This window comes from Roseovarius maritimus (genome assembly GCF_043355895.2).
Taxonomy (GTDB): domain Bacteria; phylum Pseudomonadota; class Alphaproteobacteria; order Rhodobacterales; family Rhodobacteraceae; genus Roseovarius; species Roseovarius maritimus.
Genome location: NZ_JBHFPF020000006.1, coordinates 35,705 through 59,506 on the forward strand (window position 1 = coordinate 35,705; position 23,802 = coordinate 59,506).

The window sequence follows — 23,802 nt, forward strand, 5'->3', positions numbered from 1 at the left end:
GAATTGCGGCAACAATGTGGCACATCTTGTGGGGGCACTATGAAAATTACACGCGTGATAGCGATTGCGGTCATGACGGCGACCTGCGGTCTGAGTTACGCGCAGGCCAAAAGCCTGCGTGATGCAAGCGAACCTGCCGAGTTTCCGCCCAGTTCCTACACGGGCCGCCAATATGTCGATAGCGAGGGCTGCGTTTTCGTGCGCGCCGGGATTGACGGCAACGTGACATGGGTGCCGCGCGTGACGCGTAGTCGCCAGATCCTTTGCAATCAGCAGCCATCGCTGGCCAAGGCTCCCGTGCCCGAACCTGCGGCAACGCCTGCGCCGGTGCGCCAGGTGCCGCAGCCCAAAGCGGTCGCCGCGGCCCCCAAGCCTGCGCCCCAGCCTGCTCCGAAGAAGGTGGTGCGCGCGGCACAGGTTCCTGCTGCAAGCAGCATGCAAAAGCCTGCCCCGCAACCCGTCAGGGTTGCCCCCGTGCGGGTCAAGCTCGTGCCCGCCCCCAAGGCGGTGCGCGCCAAGCCTGCACCCGCACCTGCGCCCAAGCCCGTGCGCCGCACCGTTCGTTACTCCGAGGCGTGTGCCGGGACCAGCGCCATTTCCGCGCGCTACACTCGCACCGTTTCGGGCTATGCCGTCCGCTGCGGTCCACAAACCGCAGATCATGTGACGCGCGTGCCGGGCACGCAGGCTGTCCGCAGCGCGCCGCGCGCGATTGCCGCGCCGTCCTACGTCGTTGCGGCGCCGCGTCCCACGGCTGTACCCGCCTATGATCCCGCGCCCGCCGTGCAGAAGGCCGTTGCGACAAAGCGTGTCGTGCGCGTCGATCCGGTCACGACTCGCGTTGCGCCGCGCCACGTGGTTCGCCAGCAGGTACGCGCCACGCGGGGGATCAAGACGCCAAAGGGCTACAAGCCTGTCTGGACCGATGGCCGCCTGAATCCGCACCGCGCGCACCAGACCTTTGCAGGCAAGGCGCAGATGGAGCTGATGTGGACCAAGACCCTGCCGCGCCGCCTGATCCTGACCGAAACCGGGTATGATGTGTCGCGCCAGCATCCGGGCCTGATCTATCCTTACACCAGCTATGAACAGCAGCGCGCAGCGATGAGCGCGCCTGCCAAGCCCGCCGTCACGGTCTCGACCAAATCGCGTCAATCTGCGATGACGGTGCAAGCACCCAAGGCGCGTACCACCGGATTGGCGGGTGGAAATAGCTATGTTCAGGCGGGTGTCTACACCACCCGCGCGCAGGCGCAGCAGGCGGCGCAGCGGCTGGCAGGCGCCGGCCTGCCTGCGCGGCTGGGCAGTATGACGCGCGGCGACACGCAGTATAGTCTGCTACTGAGCGGCCCTTACGCCAATGCCGAAGCGGCGCAGAGCGCGCTGGCCCGGGCGCGTGGTGCCGGCTTCGGAAACGCCCGCCTTCGCTGATCACGCAACATCTGAATGATGAAATCGAGGCGCCGGGTCCGAAAGGACCCGGCGTTCTGCATGAGGCATGGGTGTGCCGCGGGGGCCGTGTCAGCCGCCGCAGATGCCCTGCAGGCGCAGCCAGTCGCTATCGCTCAGGACAGGGGGCGGAACCTCGGTGGTGAAAGGGTCAGCCTCGATCAGGGCCAGCGTGCTTTCGCCCGAAATATCACGCGCATAGGCATAGGGGGTGGCGCGCACCGACCATGTCTTGAACCCTTCCAGCAACGCGTCATCCGAAATCTGCTGCATTGGCGCGTCGGCCAGAAGGTATTCGGCATAGCTGCGAAGCGCAGCCTCGCCGGGATCGCCAGTGGTCAAGAGGCGAAGGGCCGCGCCGATCCCGGCATGGTCCAGCAGCCGGCCCAGAGGATCATGCACGCGCGCGCGCAGACGCTCGGCCACTATGTAGCCGGCGACGACATCGGGCTCTTCGTAATCCTCGACCAGCGAGCGGTGGATCAGGATGGTGCCGCCGGGCAGCGTCGCCGTGCTGTCGACACCGCCGCGCACGACGCGCAGCGCACCGGCGCCGCGGGTGGATGGCAGGCGCTGGGCCAGGTTGGCCAGTGATTGCACTCCGCCGGATGCCCTGCAGGGCGGACCGGTCACGGTCTGCATCTCGCGTTCAAGCGCGGCGCCGATCTGGGCGCGCTTGACCGGCGGGACGACGCGCAACGCATGATCGCGCACCGCCCCCGGCAGCCAAAAGAGCGCGAGTGCGCCGATCACGACCGCCGAAGCCAGCAGGATGCCGTGGCGCAGCCGCCCCGGATGGGGTCTTTGGCGTGCAATGCCTGCGCGCAATTTCTCGATCGCGTCGATCATATGGGATTCCGAGGCATCCAGTTCAAGCGTCTCGCCACTGTCGCCATCGGGATGATAGATCGCGGGCAGATCGCCGGGATTGGATCTGTTGACCGCCGGGATCGACCAATGCGTCAGTACCCGGTCGCGCATATCGGTGATGACGAGGGTCGCATCGCCCACCGAGACAACGACTTCGCAGCGCTGATCGTCGGGCGCGGCGCGCCAAAGGCCCGACGCTTCGAGCCGTTCATATTCGCGAAGTGCCGTCATGCCTGCCCATGCCCCTTTTTGCGCGCAGATTAGCATGGGCGCGCGGGCGGCGGCAACGCTTGGCGCGCTATGGGGATGCCTCCCCTGTTTGAGTGGGCGGGAGCCTTCGGCGGGGATAGTCAAAAAGACGGAATTACCTAGAGAATTGATTTTCAATGTATTTAGGAGATCTTCCTCTGATCTGTCGCACAATGGTGTCACACACAGATGTTGGGATCTGTGATACCGATCTCCACGCTTTGAAGATGCACCTGTCCATCACTACGCAAGATGTGGTGCCGGAAGCATGGATGACTCGCGCGGCGAGGGAGGGCATGGAGTTGACCGATCGCAGCAAGCGCACCGGAAATGTCGAACTCCTGCAGTTGCGTAAGGTTTCCCTATTATCCACCAACCGAAGCGTGGGTCAAACGCGCTGAGTGTATAGCGACTTTGCACGAAAGGCGTTGGGACTTGCGCCATTCAGACTCGAAGATATGGTATCCAGATGGAAGAACTTTACCGCCTGCCCGTCAAATTTGAGACCGAACGATATCTTCTCCGACGTGTGGAGATTGATGATGCGGCAGTCATTTTCAGCAGTTATTCAACCGACGCGGAAGTAACGCGGTTTCTCGGGTGGCGACCGCACAAGAGCATCGGCGACACAGAAGCCTTTCTCAAGATCGCGGCATCTGAATGGGAGCAAAGAAAAGGTTTTCCCGTCGTCGCCTTCTGCCGGGAACAGCCTGATAATCTTGTCGGAATGTTTCATCCGCGTTTGATCGCTAATCGTGTGAATTACGGCTACGTATTGCGAGCTTCGGCCTGGGGCAAAGGGTGCGCCTCAGAAGTCATGATCTGGCTGGTAAATCATGCGTTGTCACACCCAGCCATATTCAGGGCGGAAGCCTTCTGCGACGTGGAAAATGCCGCGTCTGCTCGCGTTATGGAGAAAGCAGGAATGACGCGCGAAGGTATTTTGAGACGCCACTTCAAGCATCCGAACATCTCGGACGATCCTCGTGACTGTTTCATGTATTCCAAGGTGCGATAAGGGACTCGAAGCTGCCGGCAAGGCATCAGCCGATCTTATGGCCAGATCAGGCCCCATTCATGAGTGCGACGCATTTGCCGCCCAACTGACTGGCGGTTCCCTCTGTATCGTCCATCATCTCACGGATGGCATGGCCGAGTTTCCAGGCAGTTTTCTGATTAACGTCCAGGATCCGCGACATCACGACCGAGGATATCCCTTTGCTTGATGTCAGCACGAGAAAGATCGCAGCTATCCAGAGTCGAAGATCCAGCTTGGTTGAGTGCATCGGCGTTTTTGTGGTGACTGTGAATTGACGGCGACACTCCTGCTCGGAATATTGATATAGCCCAGCACGCGCAGATTGACAGCGCAACGCCACAGACCGCACACTGCCGCGGTGAGGACAATAGCGACCGGTGGGCCAGATCATTTCTTCAAGGAAAACGCGACCGTGATGTTCGCTCGGCATTTTCTTCCAGATGTCTCTCACGGATTTCAGTTCTGTGATCATGTCGGCACTCCAACAACGGGGAGCCGACAATATTGGCCAGCTTCCCGTTTTCGGAAGGAGACGGGTCATTTCGCGCAAAATCGGGGCAAGCTCAAGGTTTACCTATGGTTTCAATCCAATAGCTCAACCAGCGCTTCTTATTGTGGATAATCGGGTAAGGTTTTGATTGCAGGCGAGGCGGCAGGCTGAGCGCAGGCCGATAGCGCAGGCCTCAATCCCGAGCCAGAGATCGCCCGGACATTGGCTGAGCATATGATAGAGGCGATGCCCTCTTCTGCGAAGGCAGTGGGCTTTTCCAAGCCAGCGACCGCTAAGGTCCAGTCGATATCATATCTGAACAGGAGGCCACGGTTCTCGGCTATGTCACCGCAGTTCGGCGACAGAAAACTTCCGATCCTTTCCCGGAATTGAAGCCTGAGAGGCACGTGAACCGATCGCTGAAGAAACATGGTGAGACCGTTTATCTAAATTGGCTGAGCGCGCAGAAGCTGGTCTTCGACGGCAACAAGCCGGGCCATGGCATACATTCCTTCCGCCAATACATGAATGACACGCTGGCGCGGGAAGCGCTAGACACCCTTGATCCGCTCGCTCCAACTCTCTGGCCATTTTGCCACCTGCCGGTCTCACGGGTCATGGACACCTGCCTGCACTAGTGTCGCAACGTCGCATAAAAGTGTATCACTGCGACCAGGGCGCCAGCCGAAAGCATCGATTTTGCGTGTGTCAGAGCGTCTTCGCCAATCGTCTCCGGTGACGATGTTTGAGGCAAGAAGAAGCGGGGCGCGCCGGCTTTGACTGGACTTGGCGGCGGGGCGTGATTAGATCGCCTGCATGGCAAAGACTGACGAGAACAAGAATTACAAGGTGATCGCCGAGAACCGGCGCGCGCGCTATGACTATGCGATCGAGGACGATATCGAATGTGGTATCATCCTCGAAGGCTCCGAGGTCAAATCGCTCCGCCAGGGCGGCGCGAATATCGCCGAGAGCTATGCGACTGTGGACGAGCATGAGCTGTGGCTGGTCAACAGCTATGTGGCGCCCTATGCGCAGGCCAAAACCTTTGGCCACGAAGAGAAACGGCGGCGCAAACTGCTGGTTTCCAAGCGCGAATTGGCGCGGCTGTGGTCGGACACGCAGCGCAAGGGAATGACGCTGGTGCCGCTGGTCCTTTACTTCAACCATCGCGGACTGGCCAAGCTGAAGATCGGCATCGCCAAGGGCAAAAAGAATGTCGACAAGCGCGCCACCGAGGCCAAGCGCGACTGGGCCCGCCAGAAGCAGCGCCTGCTGAAGGATCACCGCTGATGGAGATGCTGGCTGCAATGATGTCGGGCGCGGTCGGCGGCGTGATGGCGCGCGGCGCGCTGCGGAGGGGGCGGCGCGGGCTCTGGCTGGCCACCGTGATGGGCATATTGGGCGGCGGGGCCGCATGGTGGGTGCTGGCGCAGATCGGCCCCGGCGAGAAGGCCGGGCCGCTGGTCATCTGGCATGTGGTGGCAGGCGGTGCAGGCGGCGCGGCGCTGTCGGCGCTGGCGATCCTAGCGCTGGCGCGGGCAGCGCGCTGAGGCACCCTTGCCTCTGCTGCGGCCCGGTTATACTCAAGACAAGCAGCAAACGAGGGAGCTATCATGTCTGGGGACGATCCGAAAAACCTGGTTTCGACCGATTGGCTGGCCGCGCATCTGAAGGACCCGGATCTGCGCATCCTCGATGCGACGACATTCCTGCCGGGCACCGGGCGCGATGCAAAGGCCGAATACGAGGCGGCGCATATTCCCGGCGCGCGGTTTTTCGACATTGAGGAGATCAGCGATCACCGCTCGGAACTGCCGCATATGGTACCGACGACCGAGAAGTTCATGTCGCGGATGCGGGATATGGGCGTGGGCGACGGGCATCAAGTGGTGGTTTATGACACACATGGCCTATTCTCGGCGGCGCGAGTCTGGTGGCTGTTCCGCCTGATGGGCAAGTCCGATGTCGCGGTTCTGGATGGCGGGTTTCCCAAGTGGCAGGCCGAGGGCCGCCCGGTCGAGGACATGCCCCCCATCGTGCGCGACCGTCATATGACGGTGCGGCGCCAGAACCACATGGTGAAGGACGTCACGCAAGTCTCGGCAGCCTCCAAGCTGGGCGATCATACCATTCTGGACGCGCGCGCCGCGCCCCGTTTTCGCGGCGAGGCGCCTGAGCCGCGCCCGGGATTGCGCGCAGGCCATATCCCCGGATCGCGCAACGTGCCCTATAGCGACCTTCTGAACGAGGACGGCACGATGAAGTCACTGAACGAGCTGCGCGCGGTGCTGGATGCCGCCGGGGCAGATCTGAGCAAGCCGGTTATCACCACCTGCGGGTCGGGCATCACGGCGGCGGTGATCAACCTTGCACTGGTGCGGATCGGGCATGAGGGCGGCGCGCTTTATGATGGGTCATGGGCCGAATGGGGTGCCTTTCCTACGGTGCCGGTTGCCACGGGCGACGCCTGATCATGTTGGAATATCTGCCGCAGCAAGCGCCCGACGGCATTTTGCACCTGAAAGAGCAACTGCGTGCCGATCCGAGGGCCCACAAGGTGGATCTGGGTGTCGGCGTCTACCGCGATGCCTCGGGCAACACGCCGGTCATGCGTGCCGTTCGGCAGGCCGGGCGGCAGTTGTGGGAGGCCGAGACGACCAAGACCTACACGTCGCTGGCTGGGGATCCCGCATTCCTGGATGCGATGCGGACGTTGGTGCTGGGCGATCTGCCTGCCGCGCATGTGGCGGCAATCGCGACGCCCGGCGGGACGGGCGCGGTGCGGCTCGGCTTTGATCTGGTGCGCATGGCACAGCCCGAGGCGCGCGTGTTTCATACCGATCCGACCTGGGGTAATCACCTGAGCATCCTGGCCTATCTGGGCATGGAGACGGTGCCCTTTCGCTACTTCGACGCAGGCACGCATGATGTGGATCTGGAGGGTATGCTGCAGGATCTGGCGCAACTGCGTGAGGGCGATGTTGTGTTGCTGCATGGCTGCTGTCACAACCCGACCGGCGCCGATCCGGACGACGAGGGCTGGCAGGCGCTGATCGGCGCCATCACCGCCGCGGGCGCCCTTCCGATGATCGATCTGGCCTATCTTGGCTTTGGCGAGGGGATCGAGGCGGATGCCGCCGCGACGCGCGCCATCTGCGCCGCATGCCCCGAGGTTCTGATTGCCGTCTCCTGCTCCAAGAATTTCGGCGTCTACCGCGAGCGGGTGGGCGCTCTGATGGCGGTGATGCAGGACGCAGGCCATCAGGCGCGCGCCCAAGGCGCGCTGACGCATCTCAACCGGCAGACATATTCCTTTCCGCCCGACCACGGCGCGCGGCTGGTCACCATGGTGCTGAACGACGCAGTCCTCCGTGCCGAATGGGAGGCCGAGCTGGACGAAATGCGCGGCCAGGTCCAGGGCCTGCGCGCCGCGCTGGTGCAGGAGTTGCGAGGGCGCACGAATTCGGACCGGTTCGATTTCATTGCCCGGCACCGGGGCATGTTCTCGATGATCGGGGCGGGCCCGGCGCAGGTGACGCAGATGCGCGAAGCGCATGGTATCTACATGACACGCGACAGCCGCATCAACATCGCCGGACTGAACGCCCGCGACGTGCCGCTTCTGGCTTCGGCGATGGTCGAGGCCGGACTCTGACCGACGGCGCTCTGACGGCCTTGCACGTCCCGGCGTCATGCCGTTATCTGCTGCCATGTCTGATCCACGCACCACACCGCTGATCCGCTCGCTTCCTGCCTCCGTGCCCTTCGTCGGCCCCGAAGTGCAGGAGCGTCAGGGCAATTTCAAATTCGCCGCGCGCCTCGGTGCGAATGAGAATGTTTTTGGCCCCTCGCCGCGCGCGATCGAGGCCATGGGCAAGGCGGCGTCGGAAATCTGGAAATACGGCGACTCGGCCAGTTTCGATCTGCGTCAGGCCTTGGCCGCGCGGCTGGGTATCGCGATGGAGAATATCCTGATCGGTGAGGGTATCGACGGACTTCTGGGCTGCCTGGTGCGTCTGATGGTGGCGCCGGGCGATGGGGTGGTCACCTCGGACGGAGCCTATCCCACCTTCAACTACCACGTCACCGGCTTTGGCGGCACGCTGCACAAGGTGCCCTACCGCGACGATCGCGAGGATCTGCCCGCCCTGATCGCCCGCGCCGCCGAGACGGATGCCAAGCTGGTCTATTTCGCCAATCCCGACAACCCGATGGGTACATGGTGGGACGGGGCCGAGGTCGCCGCCGCGCTGAACGATCTGCCCGAGGGGTGCCTTCTGATCCTCGACGAGGCCTATATCGAATTCGCGCCAAAGGGCACGGCGGCGCCGATTGCCATTGACGATCCGCGCGTCATCCGGATGCGCACCTTTTCTAAAGCCTATGGTATGGCGGGCGCGCGGATCGGATATGCACTGGGAGCCGCGCCGCTGATCGCCGAGTTCGACAAGATCCGCAATCATTTCGGCGTGAACAGCGCGGCGCAGGCCGGGGCGCTGGCCGCGCTCTTGGACGAAGGCTGGTTGGCCCATGTGCAACAGCAGATCGCACAGGCGCGCGACGAGATCACCCGCATCGCCGCGCAGAACGCGCTGAGCGCCGTGCCCTCGGCCACCAATTTCGTGAGTGTCGATTGCGGCAGGAACGGCGATTTCGCCCGCGCGGTGCTGGCGGGGCTGATCGCGCGTGGCATTTTCGTGCGGATGCCGGGCGCGCAGCCGCTGGACCGCTGCATTCGCGTCAGTTGCGGACGCCCCGAGGACCTGGCCCTTCTGGCCAGCGCCTTGCCGGGCGCGCTGCAGGACGCGCGCGGCTGAAGCTGCCCTAGCCTTCCGCGATGACCTGCGCGGCGGCGCCCACCGCGCCGCGTCCATGCGGGATATTCAGCGCCGACAGCCCTGCCTCGATACTGCCCAGGACGCCCAACACCATATGCGCGTTGACATGGCCCATATGCCCGATGCGGAAAAACCCGTGCCAGGCCGGGTCCGAAGGCTCGGCCATGCCAAGTCCGACACCCAGCGTCACGCCGGTATGCTGCTCAAGCCAGGCGCGCAGATCGCTTGCACCCGGTGCGGGCACCGAGAGGGCCGTCACGGCGCGGCTGCGATGGTCCGGATCGGCAATGTTGATGCGCAGCGCGCCCTTTTCCGCCCAGACATCGCACGCGGCCCAGACGGCACGGGCCAGCCGGTCATGCCGCGCCCAGACCGCCTCCAGCCCCTCGGCATGGATCATGTCGAGCGCGGCGCGCAGACCGTAGAGGTGATGCGTCGGCGCGGTGCCAAAGAAATACTGGTAGAATTCCTGCGGCGCGCTGCGCAGCGTCCAGTCCCAATAGGGGCTGACCCGTTCAAGGCCGCGCCGCACCTGCGCCGCCTTCTCGCTGAAAAAGACAAAGCCGAGGCCCGGCGGCATCATCAGTCCTTTCTGGCTGCCTGTGACCAGGATATCGACGCCCCAGGCGTCCATCTCGAACCGGTCGCAGGCAAAGGACGCGATGCAATCCGCCATAAGAAGGGCCGGATGCCCCGCCGCATCCATTGCGGCGCGCAGGCCGGGCATATCACTGAGCGCGGAGGATGACGTGTCGACATGCGTGGCCAGCACCGCCTTGATACTGTGCGCGCTATCGGCGCGCAGCGCTTCTTCGACGCGGGCCGCATCGATGGGCGAGGCGCGTCCAAAATCCAGCACCTCCACCTCGATACCCATGGCGCGCGCCATCTCGGCCCAGCCATGGCCAAAGCGGCCGGTGATCAGCGCCAAGATCTTGTCGCCGGGGGCCAGGGTGTTGGCGAATGCCGCCTCCCACGCACCATGACCGTTCGACATGTAGATGGCCACATGCGCGTCGGTGCGCGCGACGCGCTTCAGATCTGGGATGATCGTATCGACCATGTCGATCAGCGAGCCGGCATAGATATTGGGCGATGCGCGGTGCATCGCGTTCAGCACCTTATCGGGCACGACCGACGGGCCGGGGATCGCCAGATAGGATCGCCCGCCGGCCAGTGCACCGTTGTTTCCCGTTCCGCTCATATCGGCCTCGCTCTTGTGGGTTTGCGGGCAATCTACGCCCATCGCGGGCGGCGTCAATGCGCCCCGCGCTTGCCTTGCACGGCGCGCGCTATTAGACGGTGCATTCCTGCCGCAGCGCCCGAGGCCCGCATGTCCCTATTCAAACGCTTGGCCACGTGGGAGCGTGACCTGCGCCAATCCTACAACACGGATCTCTCGACCCCCGAGAACCGGCGCCGCGCACATATCTATAACCTCTGGTTCGACCACGCGATCCTGCGCGGCGTCTGGACCAATGAGTTCGAGGTCGCGCCGGGTGTGTGGCGCTCGAACCATCCCACGCATAAACGCTTTGCCGCGATGAAGGCGCGCGGGATCAGGTCCGTCCTCAACCTGCGCGGAGCCGCCGGCGCTGCGCATTACCTGACCGAGAAAGAAAGCTGCGCCGCGCTGGGCCTGACGCTGGTCGATGTCACGCTGCACGCGCGCTATGCCGCCCCGCCCAGCGACATCGCGGCGCTTCTCCATGCCTTCCGCACGATCGAGCGGCCTTTTGTAATGCATTGCAAATCGGGCGCCGACCGCGCGGGCTTTGCCTCGGCCATCTATATGATGGTGATCGAGGGACGCCCCGTTGCCGAGGCGCGAGCCATGCTGGGCCTGCGGTTTTGGCACGTCAGACGCTCGCGCACAGGCGTTCTGGATTATATCCTCGACCTCTTCGAGGCGCGCCACGCCGAGACCGGCATCGGCTTCGAGGAGTGGGTGCAGACCGAATATGACAACGCGCAGGTTCAGGCCGATTTCGAGGCGAATTTCAAACCCTGGTTCTGAAATCGCCTAGCGCGCCCCGATCCGGGCCGCCATATCCAGCATTCGGCAACTGAACCCCCATTCATTGTCATACCAGCCAAAGACACGGGTCAGCCCGCCCTCGGCCACGGATGTCTCGCGCCCGCACATGATGATCGACTCGGGCCGCGCCCGCAGGTCGGACGAGACGAGCGGACGCTCGGTCCAGCCGAATACATCCGCATAAGGCCCACCCTCCGACGCGGCTTTCAACACGGCATTCACAGCATCGACCGATACCGCCTCGCGCAGTCTCACCGACAGGTCGATGCAGGACACGCTCGCCGTTGGCACACGGATCGCGCGCGCCTCGATCCGGCCCGCCAGATGTGGCAGGACCAGCGCCATCTGCCCATGCGCACTGGTCGTCGTCGGCACCATCGACAGCGCCGCCGCGCGGCTCCGCTCCAGGTTGCCGCGCGGCTTGTCCACCGTGGGCTGGCTGCCGGTATAGCAATGCACTGTCGTCATCTGCCCCGACAGGATGCCGAACGTCTCATCCAACAGCCGCGCCAGCGGTGCCAGCGCATTCGTGGTGCAGGATGCGTTCGAGATGATGCTCTGATCCGCCAGATCGCCGTCATTCGCCCCCAGAACCAGCGTCACATCCGCCTCCGCCGACGGCCCAGAAACAAGCACGGCGCGCGCCCCCGCGGCGATGCCCCTCTCGGCCATGGCCCGCTTTCCGGCCATGCCGGTGCATTCCAGCACAAGGTCCACCCCGCTCAGATCCAGCTGGCGAAGGTCGGATGCCGACGAGAACGGCACCCGCTGTCCATCGACGATCAGTGCGCCCGGCTCCGTGATAACCGCGCCGGGCCAGTTGCCATAAACGCTGTCATATTCAAACAGATACGCGCATGTCTCCAACGGTTCGATTTCGTTAATCGAGACAAGCTCGACATCCGTGCGCCCGGCCAGGATGATCCGCAGGATCGCGCGGCCGATCCGGCCAAACCCGTTGATGGCAATTCTGACTGGCGGCTGCTGCACGGCGTGACCTCATCCAAACTTGCCAATCGCTAGCGCATCGCGCCCCGGCCCGCCACCCCCTCGGCGCGCCCCCCCCCCCGGTTCTTCCTGCTTCAAATATCCTCGCCGGAGGTATGGAATCTCTTTTGGCAGTGGCCGTTGACTCTGCGCAAATCCCGGATATAAGCGCGGCTTCATTGGTGTTGGTGGCCCCCGCAAGGGGATGCCTGTCGGGAGCAATCCAGAGGACAACGCCCTTCGATAAAGCAAAGAAGGAGATCAGCCGTGACCAAACGCACGTCTGCCAAGTACAAGATCGACCGCCGCATGGGCGAAAACATCTGGGGCCGCCCCAAATCGCCCGTCAACCGCCGCGAATATGGCCCCGGCCAGCACGGCCAGCGCCGCAAGGCCAAGATTTCCGACTTCGGTCTGCAGCTGCGCGCCAAGCAGAAGCTCAAGGGTTACTATGGAGACCTGACCGAAAAGCAGTTCAAGCGCATCTATTCCGAGGCCGCCCGCGTCAAGGGTGACACCGGCGAGAATCTGATCGGCCTGCTTGAGCGCCGCCTCGACGCCGTCGTCTACCGCGCCAAGTTCGTGCCCACCATGTTTGCCGCACGCCAGTTCGTGAACCACGGCCATGTCAAGGTGAACGGCCAGCGCGTCAACATTCCCTCCTACCGCGTGAAAGAGGGTGACGTCATCGAGGTCCGTGACCGCTCCAAGCAATTGGCCGTTCTTCTGGAGGCCGTTCAACTGGCAGAGCGCGACGTGCCTGATTACGTCGATGCCGACCACTCCAAGATGACCGCCACCTTCGTGCGCACACCGGGCCTGTCGGATGTGCCTTACCCGGTGATGATGGAGCCGAACCTCGTCATCGAATTCTACGCACAGAACTAAGCGTACCGCGCTTAATTCTGCACAGATGCAACACGTGAGGGCCGCACCGGGAAACCGGGGCGGCCTTCGCTCATTGGCGCTGGTCAAGTCACGTGGGCATGGCTAGAACGGGCGTCGTTGGAGGGGGTCGCATGAGCAACATCACACCGCAGCCGGGTATTCTGGACATCACGCTCTACCAGGGCGGGGCCGCGCATGTGCCGGGTGTCGCAAATGTGGTCAAGCTCAGCTCGAACGAGAACCCTTTCGGCCCCAGCGAGGCCGCGAAGGAGGCGTTCCGCAAGGCCTCCTACCACCTGCACCGCTACCCCTCGTCGGATCACGCCGCACTGCGCGAGGCGATTGCCGAGGTGCATGGCCTCGACCCCGAACGCATCATTTGCGGAAATGGTAGTGACGAAATCATCGCCTTTCTCTGCCAGGCCTATGCCGGCCCTGGCGATGAGGTCATTCATACCGAGCATGGCTTTGGCATGTATCGCATCAGCGCATTGGCCAATGGCGCGACGCCTGTCGAGGTGCCGGAACGCGAGCGCGTGACGGATGTCGACGCGATCCTTGCCGCCTGCACCCCTGCGACCAAGCTGGTCTTTATTGCCAACCCGAACAATCCAACGGGCACGATGGTCGGCGAGGGCGAGGTCGCCCGCCTTGCCGCGGGCCTGCCCGATCATGTCCTGCTGGTGCTGGACGGCGCCTATGCCGAATATGTCGAGGGCTATGATGGCGGCGCGGCGCTGGTCGAGGCACGCTCGAACGTCGTGATGACCCGCACCTTTTCCAAGCTCTACGGGTTGGGCGGTTTGCGCATCGGTTGGGGCTATGGCCCCGAGCATGTGATCAATGTGCTCTCCCGCGTGCGCGGCCCGTTCAACCTGTCTTCCGCCGCACTCGCCGCGGCCGAGGCGGCGATCCGCGACACCGAATGGGCCGAGAAATGCCGCGAGGGCAACACCCGCTGGCGCGCCTGGCTGGCCGAAGCGCTGGCCGAGCATGGTGTGCCCTCGGACACGTCGCTGGCCAATTTCATCCTCGCCCGCTTTGCAAATCAGGCCGAGGCCGAGGCGTGCGACGAGCATCTGAAATCGGAGGGCCTGATCGTGCGCCGCGTGGCGGGCTACAACTTGCCCAACTGCCTGCGCATCACCGTCGGTGACGAGGCCAGCTGCCGCCGTGTCGCGCACGCCGTGGGGCAATTCATGGCAACGGCCCGATGAGCCAGATCTATGGCCGCGTCGCGTTGATCGGTCTGGGGCTGATCGCCGGATCCATGTCTCTGGCGATGCGCCGAGCAGGACTGACGGGCGAAACTGTCGGCTATGCCCGGTCAGAAGCCACGCGCGCCATCGCGCGCGAAATCGGCCTCTGCGACCGGATTGAGGATAGCGCGCTTGCCGCTGTCGAGGGCGCAGATCTGGTGGTGCTTTGCGTGCCCGTGGGTGCCATGGGCGATGTCGCCGCCGAGATCGCCCCGGGGCTGAAGCCCGGCGCGACGGTCAGCGATGTCGGCTCGGTCAAACGCGCGGTGATCGACGCGGTGGCCCCGCATCTGCCCCAAGGCGTGCATTTCGTGCCCGCGCACCCGCTGGCAGGGACCGAGCATTCCGGTCCGCGTTCGGGCTTTGCCGAACTTTTCGACAATCGCTGGTGCCTGATCGTGCCGCAGGAGGGCTCGGACCGCGCGGCAGTCGAGCGCCTCGAGGCGCTTTGGCAGGGCATGGGCGCGCTGACAGACGAGATGGAGGCGGAGCATCACGATCTTGTGCTGGCTGTAACCAGCCACGCGCCGCACCTCATCGCTTATACGATGGTCGGCGTGGCCGATGATCTGGGGCGCGTGACCGATAGCGAGGTCATCAAATACTCTGCTGCCGGCTTTCGCGATTTCACCCGGATCGCCGCCAGCGATCCGACCATGTGGCGCGACGTGTTTCTGAACAACCGCGAGGCGACGCTGGAGATCCTTGGCCGCTTCACCGAGGAACTCTTTGCGCTACAGCGGGCGATCCGCACCGGCGATGGCGATCATCTGCACGAGTATTTCACCCGTACCCGCGCCATCCGGCGTGGCATCATCGAGGCGGGGCAGGATACCGACGCGCCTGATTTCGGCCGGACACGCGGCGGATGAGGAGCGCTGCGATCATGGCCGCCGTGATCGCCGCCGCCAGCACCGCCTTTGCCGCTGCGCCTGACACCTCCCTGCGCCCCGTTGCGCGTCCCGATGCACCGGAGATATCCCAAGGCATGCCCCAGGCAAGCGCCGCGATGGGCGCATCTGCGGAGATCAAGGAGGGTAGCGGTGGCCTTCGTTCGTCGCTCCGTCCGCTTTCGCGCCCGCTTGCCATTGGACGCGCGGCGCAAAAGCGCAAGGAGGCCCGCGCGCGCGGCATGGTCTGCGGTGATCCAGGTATTCAGGGCGAGGAGGTGGGCCGCGTGCCGGGCCGCATCTCGGGCTGCGGGATCGACGACGCGGTCAAGGTGCGCAGTATCGACGGCGTTGCACTTAGCCAGCATGCGTTGATGGATTGCCGCACGGCGGGGGCGATCAAATCCTGGATCGCGGGCGGGATGAAGCCAGCGGTCGGCGGTTATGGAGGCGGAGTCGCGCAGCTAAGGGTTGCTGCGCACTACGTTTGCCGCTCGCGCAACAACCAACGCGGTACCAAGATTTCGGAACATGGCAAGGGCCGCGCCATCGACATTGCCGGGTTTCAATTGCGCGACGGGCGCACGCTCACGGTGCTGAGCGATTGGGGCCGCGGGCAAAAGGGGCAGATCCTCAGTCAGATGCACCGCTCGGCCTGCGGACCCTTCGGGACTGTCCTCGGCCCGGAGTCCGACCGGTTCCACGCTGATCATTTCCACTTCGATACTGCGCGCTATCGCAGCGGCAGTTACTGCCGCTAGGCGCTATTGAAGCCGCAGGACCGGGGCAGGGGCGATGGGCACCGGTCCCAGCCAGACGCGGCCCTCACCGAGGCGCAGCGGTATGTCCAGCGCGCTATCGCCGCCCGCCATCATCGACAGCGCCGCCTGGGCCGTGTCGGCCATGTCGGGGGTGAGCGCGCCCGTGCTGCGCGCAATCTCCAGCGCGTCCTGCCAGCCGCGCGCCTTGAGGGTGATGTCGCCTTCGGGCAGGCCGCGCGCGTCAACGTCCAGCGCCCCGGAAGCCTCGAGCGACATCGCGCCCCATGTAACGGCAAGGCGGGCGATCTCGATGCGGGTGGGCTGCGGGCGCGCGCGCTCGATGGCAAAGCGATCCCATGGCGCGGTGAAGTCGACCGTGATATCGGCCGCCACGCTGTCAATGACGCGGGGCACCGAATTGGAGCCTTCCAGTTGCGCCATCAGCGCGGCGGGCGGAGCCATGTCCGTGGCGGCAAGGCCCAGGTGATAGCGCGCATCGGCGCTGCCGTCCTCGATCCGCTCGGCCGCAAGGCGCAGCGCCGCCACCGACAGCGCCTCGCCTTCCGCGCCGGCATGGGGGGCCAGCGACAGCGCTTCGCCGGTCAATGTGGCGCGCCGAAGGGCAAGGGCCGTGCTGGGCGCAACCACCATCGACGCGCGCATATCCGCGCTGGACAGAATGAACTCTCCGCCCGGCGTGGTGATGCTCTGCGTGTGCGGCCAGACGGCGATCACGTGATTGGGCGTATAGCTGAGCGTCAAAAGCTGAAAGAATGGCGCCTGCCAGCCAAGGCCAGCGGCCGGATCGGCCAGCCGCAGGGCGGTAAAGCTCGTGTCGAACCGGCTGGGAAATCCCTGCACCTGCAGCGCACCGTACTCGGCAACCCACCCCTCGGCGCGGCGCGCGTCAAACCAGGCGGCCAACCCGGATTTCAGGGCGCTCGACCCGATGAACCAGTAACCGGCCCAAGCCGCCGCCAATGCCAGACAGATGGCCAGCAAAACTCTCATGCTCGCACCCCTTTTGCGCCTCAATGCAAAGGTGTTTATAGAGTGTTTCGGCGCGATGCCCATGGCCCCGAGGGCCAAAGCAACAGGAGAGGCGAGAATATGACGATGTGGGTGTTCGGCTACGGCTCGCTGGTGTGGAATCCGGGGTTCGAGGTGGATCACCAGATCATCGCGACCCTGCCGGGCTATGCGCGCAGTTTCTGTATGCGCTCGATCCACCATCGTGGCACCGAGGACGAGCCGGGCCTTGTCCTCGCGCTGGATGAGGCGCATGGCGCAGAATGCCATGGTGTCGCGCTGGCCGTGCGGGCAGGGCAGGAGGCCGAGACGCTGGAATATCTGCGCGCGCGCGAACTGATCTCCGCCGCCTATCTCGAGCGGGATCTGGACATCCGGCTCGACGACGGGCGCATCGCCCGCGCGGTGACCTATGTGATCGACCCGCATCACGTGCAATATTGTGGCGGTCTTCCGCTAGAGGAGCAGGCCCGCATCATCGCGCGCGCCGTCGGCGGGCGCGGGCCGAATACCGAGTATCTGCACAACACCGCCGCCCATCTGGCCGAGCTTGGCATCAGTGACAGCGATCTGGAATGGCTCTCGGCGCGGGTGCAGGCGCTTTGCGGTTAACGCCTTGGCTTGGCGGGGCAATCCGCGTAGGGTGAGCAGAGCGAAAACAAGTGCCTGGAGCGTCCGCATGGACAAGCCGGACCGCGAGGTCGAGCAGCAATTCTCACAGCCGTTGCGCCAGATCGTTTCCATGTTTCTGGTGCTGGGCTTGTCTGGCCTTGGCGCGTTCATGGCGCTGCCGCGCGTCTTGCCGGTATTCGAGGCCAATCCCTATCTCAACGGGTTCATCTTCTTCGTCTTCCTGATCGGCGTGGTCACCTGCTTCTGGCAGGTCTTTCAACTGATCGGTTCGGTTCGCTGGATCGAGAATTTCGCGCGTGAGGTGCCGGGGGCCGATGGGGTGAAGCCGCCGCTGCTTCTGGGGCCCTTGCCCACGCTCTTGCGCCAGCGCGGCAAGCGGATGCAGATCTCGCAATCCTCGGCCCGCTCGATCCAGGATATGGTGGCGCAGCGCATCGACGAGGCGCGTGAGATCACGCGCTACATCGTCAACCTGCTGATTTTCTTAGGCCTTCTGGGCACATTTTACGGCCTTGCCACCACCGTGCCCGCGCTTGTCGAGACGATCCGAGGCCTTGCCCCGCAAGAGGGCGAAGGCGGAGTCGAGGTGTTTACCCGCCTGATGACGGGCCTGCAATCGCAACTCGGCGGGATGGGCGTGGCCTTCGCCTCGTCCCTCCTGGGCCTGGCCGGATCGTTGATCGTCGGTCTGCTGGAGCTCTTTGCCGGGCATGGGCAGAACCGGTTCTACCGCGAGCTGGAAGAGTGGATGTCGACCATCACCCGCGTCGGCCTTGCCGGTGCCGAGGATGGCAGCAGCGAACAGGCGCTCTTGACCGGCATTATCGACCAGATGAGCGAGCAGATGGAATCGCTCCAGCAGATGCTGACGCAATCGGATATCGCCCGCGCCGCCTCGGACGAGCAGATGGCGGACTTGACCGCCGCCGTCGCGCGGCTGGCCGAGCAAACTGACGGTACCGGCGCCACCGCCGCACTGGGCCGCGTCGCGGATGGGCAGGAGCGACTGATCGAGGCGCTGACCGCGCGCGAGGTCTCTTCCGAAACGGGCCTCGATGCCGAAAGCCGGATGCGCCTGCGCTCGATCGACGTGCAGATGCTGCGCATCCTCGAAGAGATCAGCGCCGGGCGCCAAGAGGCCGTCAGCGAATTGCGCATGGATATCGCCGGACTGAAATCCGCTCTGATGGGCGCGCGCAGTGCGCGCCGCAGCTATCGTGCCGCGCCCGGCATTGTTGCCACCCCGCGCGACACGCCGGAGCGGGAGGGCTGATCCATGGCCCTGTCGCGCCGCACCGGGCAACGCTTTCAGTCGTCGATCTGGCCGGGTTTCGTCGATGCGATGACGGGGCTTCTACTGGTCCTGATGTTCGTGCTGACGATCTTCATGGTCGTGCAGTTCGCGCTGCGCGAGACGATCACGGGGCAGGAGACCGAGCTGGACACGCTCTCGTCCGAGGTGGCGGCACTGTCGCGCGCGCTGGGGCTTGAGCAGGACCGCAGTGCGACCCTGCGTGAACGGGTCGGGGCGCTGACGACCACGCTGGAGGATGCGCGCGAGCGGCAGGACCAGCAGACCGCGCTCATCGCCTCGCTAACCGAAGCCAACGAGGCGGCGAGCGCCCGCATCGCCAGTTTTGAAGAGCAAGTGGCGGGCCTTCTGGCCGAACGGGATACGGCGCTGGGCCGGGTGGATGACCTCGAGGCTGCGCGCGATACGCTCATCTCGGACAAGGAGGCGCTGCAACTGGCGCTGGCCGATTTGCGCGACGAGGTCGATGCCGAGGCCGAGGCGGCCCGCCTCGCCGCCGCGCAGCGCGATGCGCTGGAGGCGCTGGCCGCCGAACTGCGTGCCGAGGCCGAAGGCAGTGCGGCGCAGCTGGAGCAAACGGAGGCCGAGCTGAGCGATGCCGAGGCCGCGCGCCTGGCGCAGGCCGCTGCTGCTGAGGCGCTGCGCGAGCGGCTGCAAGGCTCACAGGCCGAACTGACGGCGATGACCCTCGCTCTGGAAGAGCAGCGCCGCCGCGCCGAGGAGACGCTGACCCTGCTGGCCGCCGCCCGTGACGGGCGCCAGGATCTGGAGGCACAGCTGGCCGCCGCGCTGGCCGCGCGCGAGGTGGAAGGCGCCGAGGCGCAGAAGCTGGTAAACGATCTGGAGACGGCCGAGGGGCGCATCGCCGCGCTGGAGGCCGAGCTGGCGGCGCTCAAGGCCGACCGCGCCCTGACCGAAGCCGACGTGCAGGAACAGCTAGCCGCCGCCCTCGCCGCCAAGCTGGCCGCTGAAAACGAGGCCGAAGAGCAGATGAGCGCCGCCGAAGAGCGCGCGGCCCTCTTGGCCGAGGCGCGCGAGCGGCTGAATGCGCAGGAGACGCAAACCGAAAAGGCGCAGCGCGAGCAGGAATTGCTGAACCAGCAGGTGGCGGCGCTGCGCGATCAGCTGGGCCAGCTTCAGGCGCTGCTTGACGATGCGAAGGAGCGCGAGGCGGCGAGCGATGTGCAGCTACAATCGCTGGGCCAGGATTTGAACGCCGCGCTGGCGCGGGTCGCTGCGGCTGAAAAGCGCCGGCGCGAGGCTGAAGAAGAAAAGAACCGCCTGCTTGAGGCTGAAAAGCAGGATCTGGAGAAGTACCGCTCGGATTTCTTCGGTCGTCTCCGCGACGTGCTCGGCAATCAGGACGGAGTGCGCATCGAGGGCGATCGCTTTGTCTTTTCCTCCGAAGTCCTGTTCGACCAGGGCAAGGCGGATCTGTCGAATCCCGGCAAGAACGAAATCGCCAAGGTCGCCGAGATCCTGCGCAAGGTCGTGGGCGACATCCCTGATGGCATCGACTGGGTGATCCGTGTGGATGGACATACGGACGACGTGCCGATCATCGGTTCGGCCGAATTCGCAGACAATTGGGAGCTGAGTCAGGCGCGCGCCCTGTCGGTTGTGCGCTACATGATCGATTTTCTGGGGGTGCCGCCCGATCGTCTGGCGGCGAACGGTTTTGGCCAGTATCAGCCTGTTGCGGAGGGGGATAGCGCGGAGGCGCGGGCGCAGAACCGGCGGATCGAACTGAAATTTACCGAGAGATAGGGCCGGTCTGCGCTGTACCCTCGGCGGTGTCGATGACGGTGCCGTCTCGTAGCAGTTCGGCCCGGGCGGTGTAGCTGCCCTCGGGCCACGGCGTGCGGGCGCGTTTGCCTGCTGCCCGGAAATATTGCGCTTGCGCCTTGTCGATCGCGGCCTCTTGCTGGAACACCGTCTCGCCGTTGGGGCCGATGATGGTCAGTTGCATGGTGTCGCCCTTGCGTGCGCCATAGCCATAGCCCCACGCGACCAGCGACGGTGCATCCGTGGCCAGCGCCTCGATGGCTGCTGTGCCCGCCTTGATCGCATCGTAATCAGGGACGGTGACCGAAAGACCAGCGGCAAGAAGGCCTCCGGGCTGATAGGCCGGCAGATCGATCCAGAGCGGATCGGCCCCGACTGCGCCACAGCCCGCTTCGGGGCGGAAAGGATCGACCGTCTCGCCATCCTTGCGCAGGCTGATATGAACATGCGGAAACTGCGTGCGCCCCGACAGGCCAATGCGGCCCAGCGGTGTGCCGCGCTCGACGACATCGCCCGTGCGCACCATCAGCGAGCCTTCCGCCATGTGGCAATACTGCGTCTCCCAGCCGTTGCCGTGATCGATGGCCACGCCATTCCCGCAATCGCGCCCCGCCATCTCCGACTCCATGTCAGCGCTGAAAATGCGGTCTGGCATCCCGTCACGCATGCCGCGCACGGTACCGGGGGCGGAGGCGAAGACATCCACACCGGCCTCCATCGCGGCAAGCGACGGCAGGCCGAAATCGGTGCCCTTGTGTCCGTCATAGCTGAGCGCCCCGCACATGTAATCTTGCGCGGCGGGGCTGGGATCGGCGTCCGGATATTGCTGGATGAAGCACGTGTCGCCCAAGGCGCAATCGGCAGGCAAGCCCAGCCGCGGCGCGTCCTGGGCATCTGTGGCGCCGGCCAGCATGGCCAGCGCCGCAAGAGATGCGATGCGTATCACTCGGCCGTCAGGAGCGGCGGCTTGCCCCCGCTCAGACGCGGCGTGTCGGGGCCGCTGATCTGCAGGTCGATCTGCCCGTCCTTGACGCCAACCTTGACGACGCCGCCCTTCGCAAGCTTGCCAAAGAGAAGCTCCTCGGCCAGCGGCTTCTTGATGTGCTCCTGAATGACGCGGGCAAGAGGGCGTGCACCCATCTTGTCGTCATAGCCTTTGTCGGCCAGCCATTCAGCGGCGGGTGTGCTGAGCTCAATCGTGACGTTTCGGTCCATCAGCTGCGCTTCAAGTTGCAGCACGAACTTCTCAACCACTTGCAGGATCACTTCCTTGGGCAGCGCGCCGAAGGAAATCACAGCATCCAGACGGTTGCGGAATTCGGGCGTGAACGTGCGCTCGATCGCTGCCGTATCCTCGCCCTCGCGGCGGTCCCGGCCAAAGCCGATGGCGGATTTCGCCAGTTCGGACGCACCCGCATTCGAGGTCATGATCAGCACCACATTGCGGAAATCGACCGAGCGGCCATTGTGATCCGTCAGCGTGCCGTGGTCCATCACCTGCAACAGGATGTTGAAGACATCCGGATGCGCCTTCTCGATTTCGTCCAGCAAGAGCACGCAATGCGGGTGCTGATCGACGCCATCCGTCAGAAGGCCACCCTGATCGAAGCCGACATAGCCCGGAGGTGCGCCGATAAGGCGGCTGACCGCGTGTTTCTCCATGTATTCCGACATATCGAAACGGATCAACTCGACACCCAGAACATCGGCCAACTGGTTCGCGACCTCGGTTTTACCGACGCCCGTGGGACCCGCGAAGAGGTAGTTACCGATGGGCTTTTCTGGCTCGCGAAGGCCCGCGCGGGCCAGCTTGATCGCGCTCGAGAGCGCGTCGATGGCCGCGTCCTGGCCAAAAACGACGCGCTTGAGCGAGGTTTCCAGGTCCCTGAGCACCGCCGCATCGTCCTTCGACACGTTCTTGGGCGGGATGCGGGCGATCTTTGCGACAACGGCCTCGATTTCCTTGACGCCGATGCTTTTACGGCGCTTGGAGGCAGCGACCAGATGCTGCGCCGCACCGGCCTCGTCAATCACGTCAATCGCCTTGTCGGGCAGCTTGCGGTCATTGATATAGCGCGAGGCCAGGTCGACAGCGGTCTTGATCGCGTCATTGGTATACTTGACGCTGTGATGTTCCTCGAAATAGGGCTTGAGGCCCTTGAGGATCTTGATCGTGTCATCGACCGACGGCTCGGCCACGTCGATCTTCTGGAACCGGCGGGCGAGCGCGCGGTCCTTCTCGAAGTGCTGGCGGAACTCCTTGTAGGTGGTCGAGCCCATGCAACGCAGTTTGCCGCCCTGCAGGGCGGGCTTCAGCAGGTTGGACGCATCCATCGCGCCGCCCGAGGTAGCGCCTGCGCCGATCACGGTGTGAATCTCGTCGATGAAGAGAACCGCGTCGGGATGGTTCTCCAGTTCGGTCACGACTGCCTTCAGGCGTTCCTCAAAGTCGCCGCGATAGCGCGTGCCGGCCAAGAGCGCGCCCATATCCAGCGAATAAATCGTGGTTTTCGAGAGGATTTCAGGCGTCTGACCCTGCACGATCTTGTAGGCGAGGCCCTCGGCGATGGCGGTCTTGCCCACGCCGGGATCACCAACGAGGATCGGGTTGTTCTTCCGCCGGCGGCAGAGCACCTGGATGCAGCGCTCGACCTCGGCGGCGCGGCCGATCAGCGGATCGACATCGCCGGTGCGCGATTTCTCGTTCAGATCGACGCAGTATTTGGCCAGGGCAGACTCGCCCGGCTCGACCGCGCTCGACTCCTGCGTGCTGCCTTGAGTGTCCTCATCGGCGCCCTGCACGGGCCGCGCCTCGCCAAAGGCGGGATCCTTGGCGACGCCATGGGCGATGAAGTTCACGGCGTCGTAGCGCGTCATGTCCTGCTCCTGCAGGAAATAGGCGGCATTCGACTCGCGCTCGGCAAAGATGGCGACCAGCACGTTGGCGCCGGTCACTTCGGTGCGGCCCGAGGATTGCACATGGATCGCGGCGCGCTGGATGACGCGTTGGAATGCCGCAGTGGGAACCGCCTCGGAGCCTTCGATGTCGGTGACGAGGTTCGAGAGCTCATCATCGATGAACTCGACGAGGGTAGTGCGCAACTCTTCGGAATCGACGCTGCATGCCTTGAGCACGCGGTGGGCGTCAGGCTCGTCCACGAGGGCGAGCAAGAGGTGTTCCAGTGTGGCGAATTCGTGCTGGCGTGCGTTGGCCAGCGCCAGTGCGGCGTGAATTGCCTGTTCCAGTGTGGTCGAGAATGAAGGCACGTGTTGGTGCTCCTT

The 23,802-nt window shown here is 64.5% G+C and carries 22 protein-coding genes and 1 pseudogene; 16 read left to right on the forward strand and 7 right to left on the reverse strand.

From position 1 onward, the window contains the following. The first annotated feature begins 39 nt into the window (after window positions 1-39). Window positions 40-1,431, forward strand: a complete 1,392-nt coding sequence (locus ACEWPM_RS12150) for an SPOR domain-containing protein (protein ID WP_393962610.1) — start codon at window positions 40-42, stop codon at window positions 1,429-1,431. Window positions 1,432-1,521: 90 nt separating this feature from the next. Here the strand turns inward: ACEWPM_RS12150 and ACEWPM_RS12155 are convergent, their stop codons facing one another. Further along, the gene (locus ACEWPM_RS12155; protein WP_393962609.1) at window positions 1,522-2,550 is read right to left on the reverse strand and encodes a M48 family metalloprotease; all 1,029 of its coding nucleotides are present in this window, start codon (window positions 2,548-2,550) and stop codon (window positions 1,522-1,524) included. Window positions 2,551-3,037: 487 nt separating this feature from the next. Between ACEWPM_RS12155 and ACEWPM_RS12160 the strand changes: the two genes are divergently transcribed. Beyond that, window positions 3,038-3,586 carry a GNAT family N-acetyltransferase gene (locus ACEWPM_RS12160; RefSeq protein WP_393962608.1) on the forward strand — a complete coding sequence of 183 codons (549 nt, stop codon included), beginning with the start codon at window positions 3,038-3,040 and terminating at the stop codon, window positions 3,584-3,586. A 76-nt stretch (window positions 3,587-3,662) separates the two neighbouring features. Here ACEWPM_RS12160 and ACEWPM_RS12165 read toward each other — a convergent pair. Beyond that, window positions 3,663-4,079: pseudogene (locus tag ACEWPM_RS12165) on the reverse strand (transposase); the annotation flags it as partial. 425 nt (window positions 4,080-4,504) lie between these two features. On the opposite strand from ACEWPM_RS12165, the gene ACEWPM_RS12170 reads away from it, so the two are divergent. From ACEWPM_RS12170 to ACEWPM_RS12195, 6 genes are all read left to right on the forward strand, one after another. Beyond that, window positions 4,505-4,735 (forward strand): hypothetical protein, encoded by a 231-nt coding sequence (locus ACEWPM_RS12170; protein WP_393962607.1) that lies wholly within the window; start codon window positions 4,505-4,507, stop codon window positions 4,733-4,735. Between the two features lie 178 nt (window positions 4,736-4,913). Beyond that, window positions 4,914-5,390, forward strand: a complete 477-nt coding sequence (smpB, locus tag ACEWPM_RS12175; RefSeq protein WP_393962606.1) for an SsrA-binding protein SmpB — start codon at window positions 4,914-4,916, stop codon at window positions 5,388-5,390. Then, window positions 5,390-5,650, forward strand: coding sequence for a hypothetical protein (locus ACEWPM_RS12180; RefSeq protein ID WP_393962605.1), 261 nt, complete (start codon window positions 5,390-5,392; stop codon window positions 5,648-5,650). The genes smpB and ACEWPM_RS12180 overlap by 1 nt, the downstream gene beginning before the upstream one ends. Before the next feature lie 63 nt (window positions 5,651-5,713). Next, the gene (gene sseA, locus ACEWPM_RS12185) at window positions 5,714-6,571 is read left to right on the forward strand and encodes a 3-mercaptopyruvate sulfurtransferase (protein ID WP_393962604.1); all 858 of its coding nucleotides are present in this window, start codon (window positions 5,714-5,716) and stop codon (window positions 6,569-6,571) included. 2 nt (window positions 6,572-6,573) lie between these two features. Continuing rightward, window positions 6,574-7,755, forward strand: a complete 1,182-nt coding sequence (locus ACEWPM_RS12190) for an amino acid aminotransferase (RefSeq protein ID WP_393962603.1) — start codon at window positions 6,574-6,576, stop codon at window positions 7,753-7,755. Window positions 7,756-7,810: 55 nt separating this feature from the next. Continuing rightward, complete coding sequence (locus tag ACEWPM_RS12195) at window positions 7,811-8,917, forward strand: pyridoxal phosphate-dependent aminotransferase (RefSeq protein ID WP_393962602.1); 1,107 nt, start codon at window positions 7,811-7,813, stop codon at window positions 8,915-8,917. 7 nt (window positions 8,918-8,924) lie between these two features. Here ACEWPM_RS12195 and ACEWPM_RS12200 read toward each other — a convergent pair whose 3' ends face one another. Continuing rightward, complete coding sequence (locus ACEWPM_RS12200) at window positions 8,925-10,142, reverse strand: pyridoxal-phosphate-dependent aminotransferase family protein (protein ID WP_393962601.1); 1,218 nt, start codon at window positions 10,140-10,142, stop codon at window positions 8,925-8,927. Window positions 10,143-10,271: 129 nt separating this feature from the next. Between ACEWPM_RS12200 and ACEWPM_RS12205 the strand changes: the two genes are divergently transcribed. After that, window positions 10,272-10,955: a tyrosine-protein phosphatase gene (locus tag ACEWPM_RS12205; RefSeq protein ID WP_393962600.1), complete on the forward strand. Its 684-nt coding sequence runs from the start codon at window positions 10,272-10,274 to the stop codon at window positions 10,953-10,955. A gap of 6 nt (window positions 10,956-10,961) precedes the next feature. Here ACEWPM_RS12205 and ACEWPM_RS12210 read toward each other — a convergent pair whose 3' ends face one another. Then, on the reverse strand, window positions 10,962-11,966 hold the full coding sequence (locus ACEWPM_RS12210; protein ID WP_393962599.1) for a type I glyceraldehyde-3-phosphate dehydrogenase: 1,005 nt from the start codon (window positions 11,964-11,966) through the stop codon (window positions 10,962-10,964). A 264-nt stretch (window positions 11,967-12,230) separates the two neighbouring features. On the opposite strand from ACEWPM_RS12210, the gene rpsD reads away from it, so the two are divergent. The 4 genes from rpsD (at window position 12,231) to ACEWPM_RS12230 (ending at window position 15,761) form a co-directional block, all read left to right on the forward strand. Beyond that, window positions 12,231-12,851, forward strand: a complete 621-nt coding sequence (gene rpsD, locus ACEWPM_RS12215) for a 30S ribosomal protein S4 (protein WP_076534357.1) — start codon at window positions 12,231-12,233, stop codon at window positions 12,849-12,851. Window positions 12,852-12,982: 131 nt separating this feature from the next. Continuing rightward, on the forward strand, window positions 12,983-14,068 hold the full coding sequence (gene hisC / locus ACEWPM_RS12220; RefSeq protein WP_393962598.1) for a histidinol-phosphate transaminase: 1,086 nt from the start codon (window positions 12,983-12,985) through the stop codon (window positions 14,066-14,068). Then, window positions 14,065-14,982, forward strand: coding sequence for a prephenate/arogenate dehydrogenase family protein (locus ACEWPM_RS12225; protein WP_393962597.1), 918 nt, complete (start codon window positions 14,065-14,067; stop codon window positions 14,980-14,982). Before hisC ends, ACEWPM_RS12225 begins: the two co-directional genes overlap by 4 nt. A 14-nt stretch (window positions 14,983-14,996) precedes the next feature. Then, window positions 14,997-15,761, forward strand: coding sequence for an extensin-like domain-containing protein (locus ACEWPM_RS12230; RefSeq protein ID WP_393962596.1), 765 nt, complete (start codon window positions 14,997-14,999; stop codon window positions 15,759-15,761). A 3-nt stretch (window positions 15,762-15,764) separates the two neighbouring features. Here ACEWPM_RS12230 and ACEWPM_RS12235 read toward each other — a convergent pair whose 3' ends face one another. Further along, on the reverse strand, window positions 15,765-16,772 hold the full coding sequence (locus ACEWPM_RS12235) for a DUF2125 domain-containing protein (RefSeq protein WP_393962595.1): 1,008 nt from the start codon (window positions 16,770-16,772) through the stop codon (window positions 15,765-15,767). Window positions 16,773-16,871: 99 nt separating this feature from the next. On the opposite strand from ACEWPM_RS12235, the gene ACEWPM_RS12240 reads away from it, so the two are divergent. The 3 genes from ACEWPM_RS12240 (at window position 16,872) to ACEWPM_RS12250 (ending at window position 20,502) form a co-directional block, all read left to right on the forward strand. Then, a complete protein-coding gene (locus ACEWPM_RS12240; RefSeq protein ID WP_393962594.1) occupies window positions 16,872-17,402 on the forward strand; it encodes a gamma-glutamylcyclotransferase in 531 nt (176 codons plus the stop codon). 67 nt (window positions 17,403-17,469) lie between these two features. After that, window positions 17,470-18,696, forward strand: coding sequence for a biopolymer transporter ExbB (locus tag ACEWPM_RS12245; RefSeq protein ID WP_393962593.1), 1,227 nt, complete (start codon window positions 17,470-17,472; stop codon window positions 18,694-18,696). A gap of 3 nt (window positions 18,697-18,699) precedes the next feature. Next, the gene (locus ACEWPM_RS12250) at window positions 18,700-20,502 is read left to right on the forward strand and encodes a peptidoglycan -binding protein (protein WP_393962592.1); all 1,803 of its coding nucleotides are present in this window, start codon (window positions 18,700-18,702) and stop codon (window positions 20,500-20,502) included. Here the strand turns inward: ACEWPM_RS12250 and ACEWPM_RS12255 are convergent. Both ACEWPM_RS12255 and clpA read right to left on the reverse strand, forming a co-directional pair. Then, window positions 20,489-21,466, reverse strand: coding sequence for a M23 family metallopeptidase (locus ACEWPM_RS12255; RefSeq protein WP_393962591.1), 978 nt, complete (start codon window positions 21,464-21,466; stop codon window positions 20,489-20,491). The genes ACEWPM_RS12250 and ACEWPM_RS12255 overlap by 14 nt on opposite strands. Next, complete coding sequence (gene clpA / locus ACEWPM_RS12260; protein WP_393962590.1) at window positions 21,463-23,787, reverse strand: ATP-dependent Clp protease ATP-binding subunit ClpA; 2,325 nt, start codon at window positions 23,785-23,787, stop codon at window positions 21,463-21,465. The genes ACEWPM_RS12255 and clpA overlap by 4 nt, the downstream gene beginning before the upstream one ends. Window positions 23,788-23,802 lie beyond the last annotated feature (15 nt).

Bases quoted from the DNA above. Each gene is read 5' to 3' on its own strand.
- ACEWPM_RS12150 (WP_393962610.1), top strand. From the start codon at position 40: ATGAAAATTACACGCGTGATAGCGATTGCGGTCATGACGGCGACCTGC.
- ACEWPM_RS12155 (WP_393962609.1), bottom strand. From the start codon at position 2,550: ATGACGGCACTTCGCGAATATGAACGGCTCGAAGCGTCGGGCCTTTGG.
- ACEWPM_RS12160 (WP_393962608.1), top strand. From the start codon at position 3,038: ATGGAAGAACTTTACCGCCTGCCCGTCAAATTTGAGACCGAACGATAT.
- smpB (WP_393962606.1), top strand. From the start codon at position 4,914: ATGGCAAAGACTGACGAGAACAAGAATTACAAGGTGATCGCCGAGAAC.
- ACEWPM_RS12180 (WP_393962605.1), top strand. From the start codon at position 5,390: ATGGAGATGCTGGCTGCAATGATGTCGGGCGCGGTCGGCGGCGTGATG.
- sseA (WP_393962604.1), top strand. From the start codon at position 5,714: ATGTCTGGGGACGATCCGAAAAACCTGGTTTCGACCGATTGGCTGGCC.
- ACEWPM_RS12190 (WP_393962603.1), top strand. From the start codon at position 6,574: ATGTTGGAATATCTGCCGCAGCAAGCGCCCGACGGCATTTTGCACCTG.
- ACEWPM_RS12195 (WP_393962602.1), top strand. From the start codon at position 7,811: ATGTCTGATCCACGCACCACACCGCTGATCCGCTCGCTTCCTGCCTCC.
- ACEWPM_RS12200 (WP_393962601.1), bottom strand. From the start codon at position 10,142: ATGAGCGGAACGGGAAACAACGGTGCACTGGCCGGCGGGCGATCCTAT.
- ACEWPM_RS12205 (WP_393962600.1), top strand. From the start codon at position 10,272: ATGTCCCTATTCAAACGCTTGGCCACGTGGGAGCGTGACCTGCGCCAA.
- hisC (WP_393962598.1), top strand. From the start codon at position 12,983: ATGAGCAACATCACACCGCAGCCGGGTATTCTGGACATCACGCTCTAC.
- ACEWPM_RS12225 (WP_393962597.1), top strand. From the start codon at position 14,065: ATGAGCCAGATCTATGGCCGCGTCGCGTTGATCGGTCTGGGGCTGATC.
- ACEWPM_RS12230 (WP_393962596.1), top strand. From the start codon at position 14,997: ATGGCCGCCGTGATCGCCGCCGCCAGCACCGCCTTTGCCGCTGCGCCT.
- ACEWPM_RS12235 (WP_393962595.1), bottom strand. From the start codon at position 16,772: ATGAGAGTTTTGCTGGCCATCTGTCTGGCATTGGCGGCGGCTTGGGCC.
- ACEWPM_RS12240 (WP_393962594.1), top strand. From the start codon at position 16,872: ATGACGATGTGGGTGTTCGGCTACGGCTCGCTGGTGTGGAATCCGGGG.
- ACEWPM_RS12245 (WP_393962593.1), top strand. From the start codon at position 17,470: ATGGACAAGCCGGACCGCGAGGTCGAGCAGCAATTCTCACAGCCGTTG.
- ACEWPM_RS12250 (WP_393962592.1), top strand. From the start codon at position 18,700: ATGGCCCTGTCGCGCCGCACCGGGCAACGCTTTCAGTCGTCGATCTGG.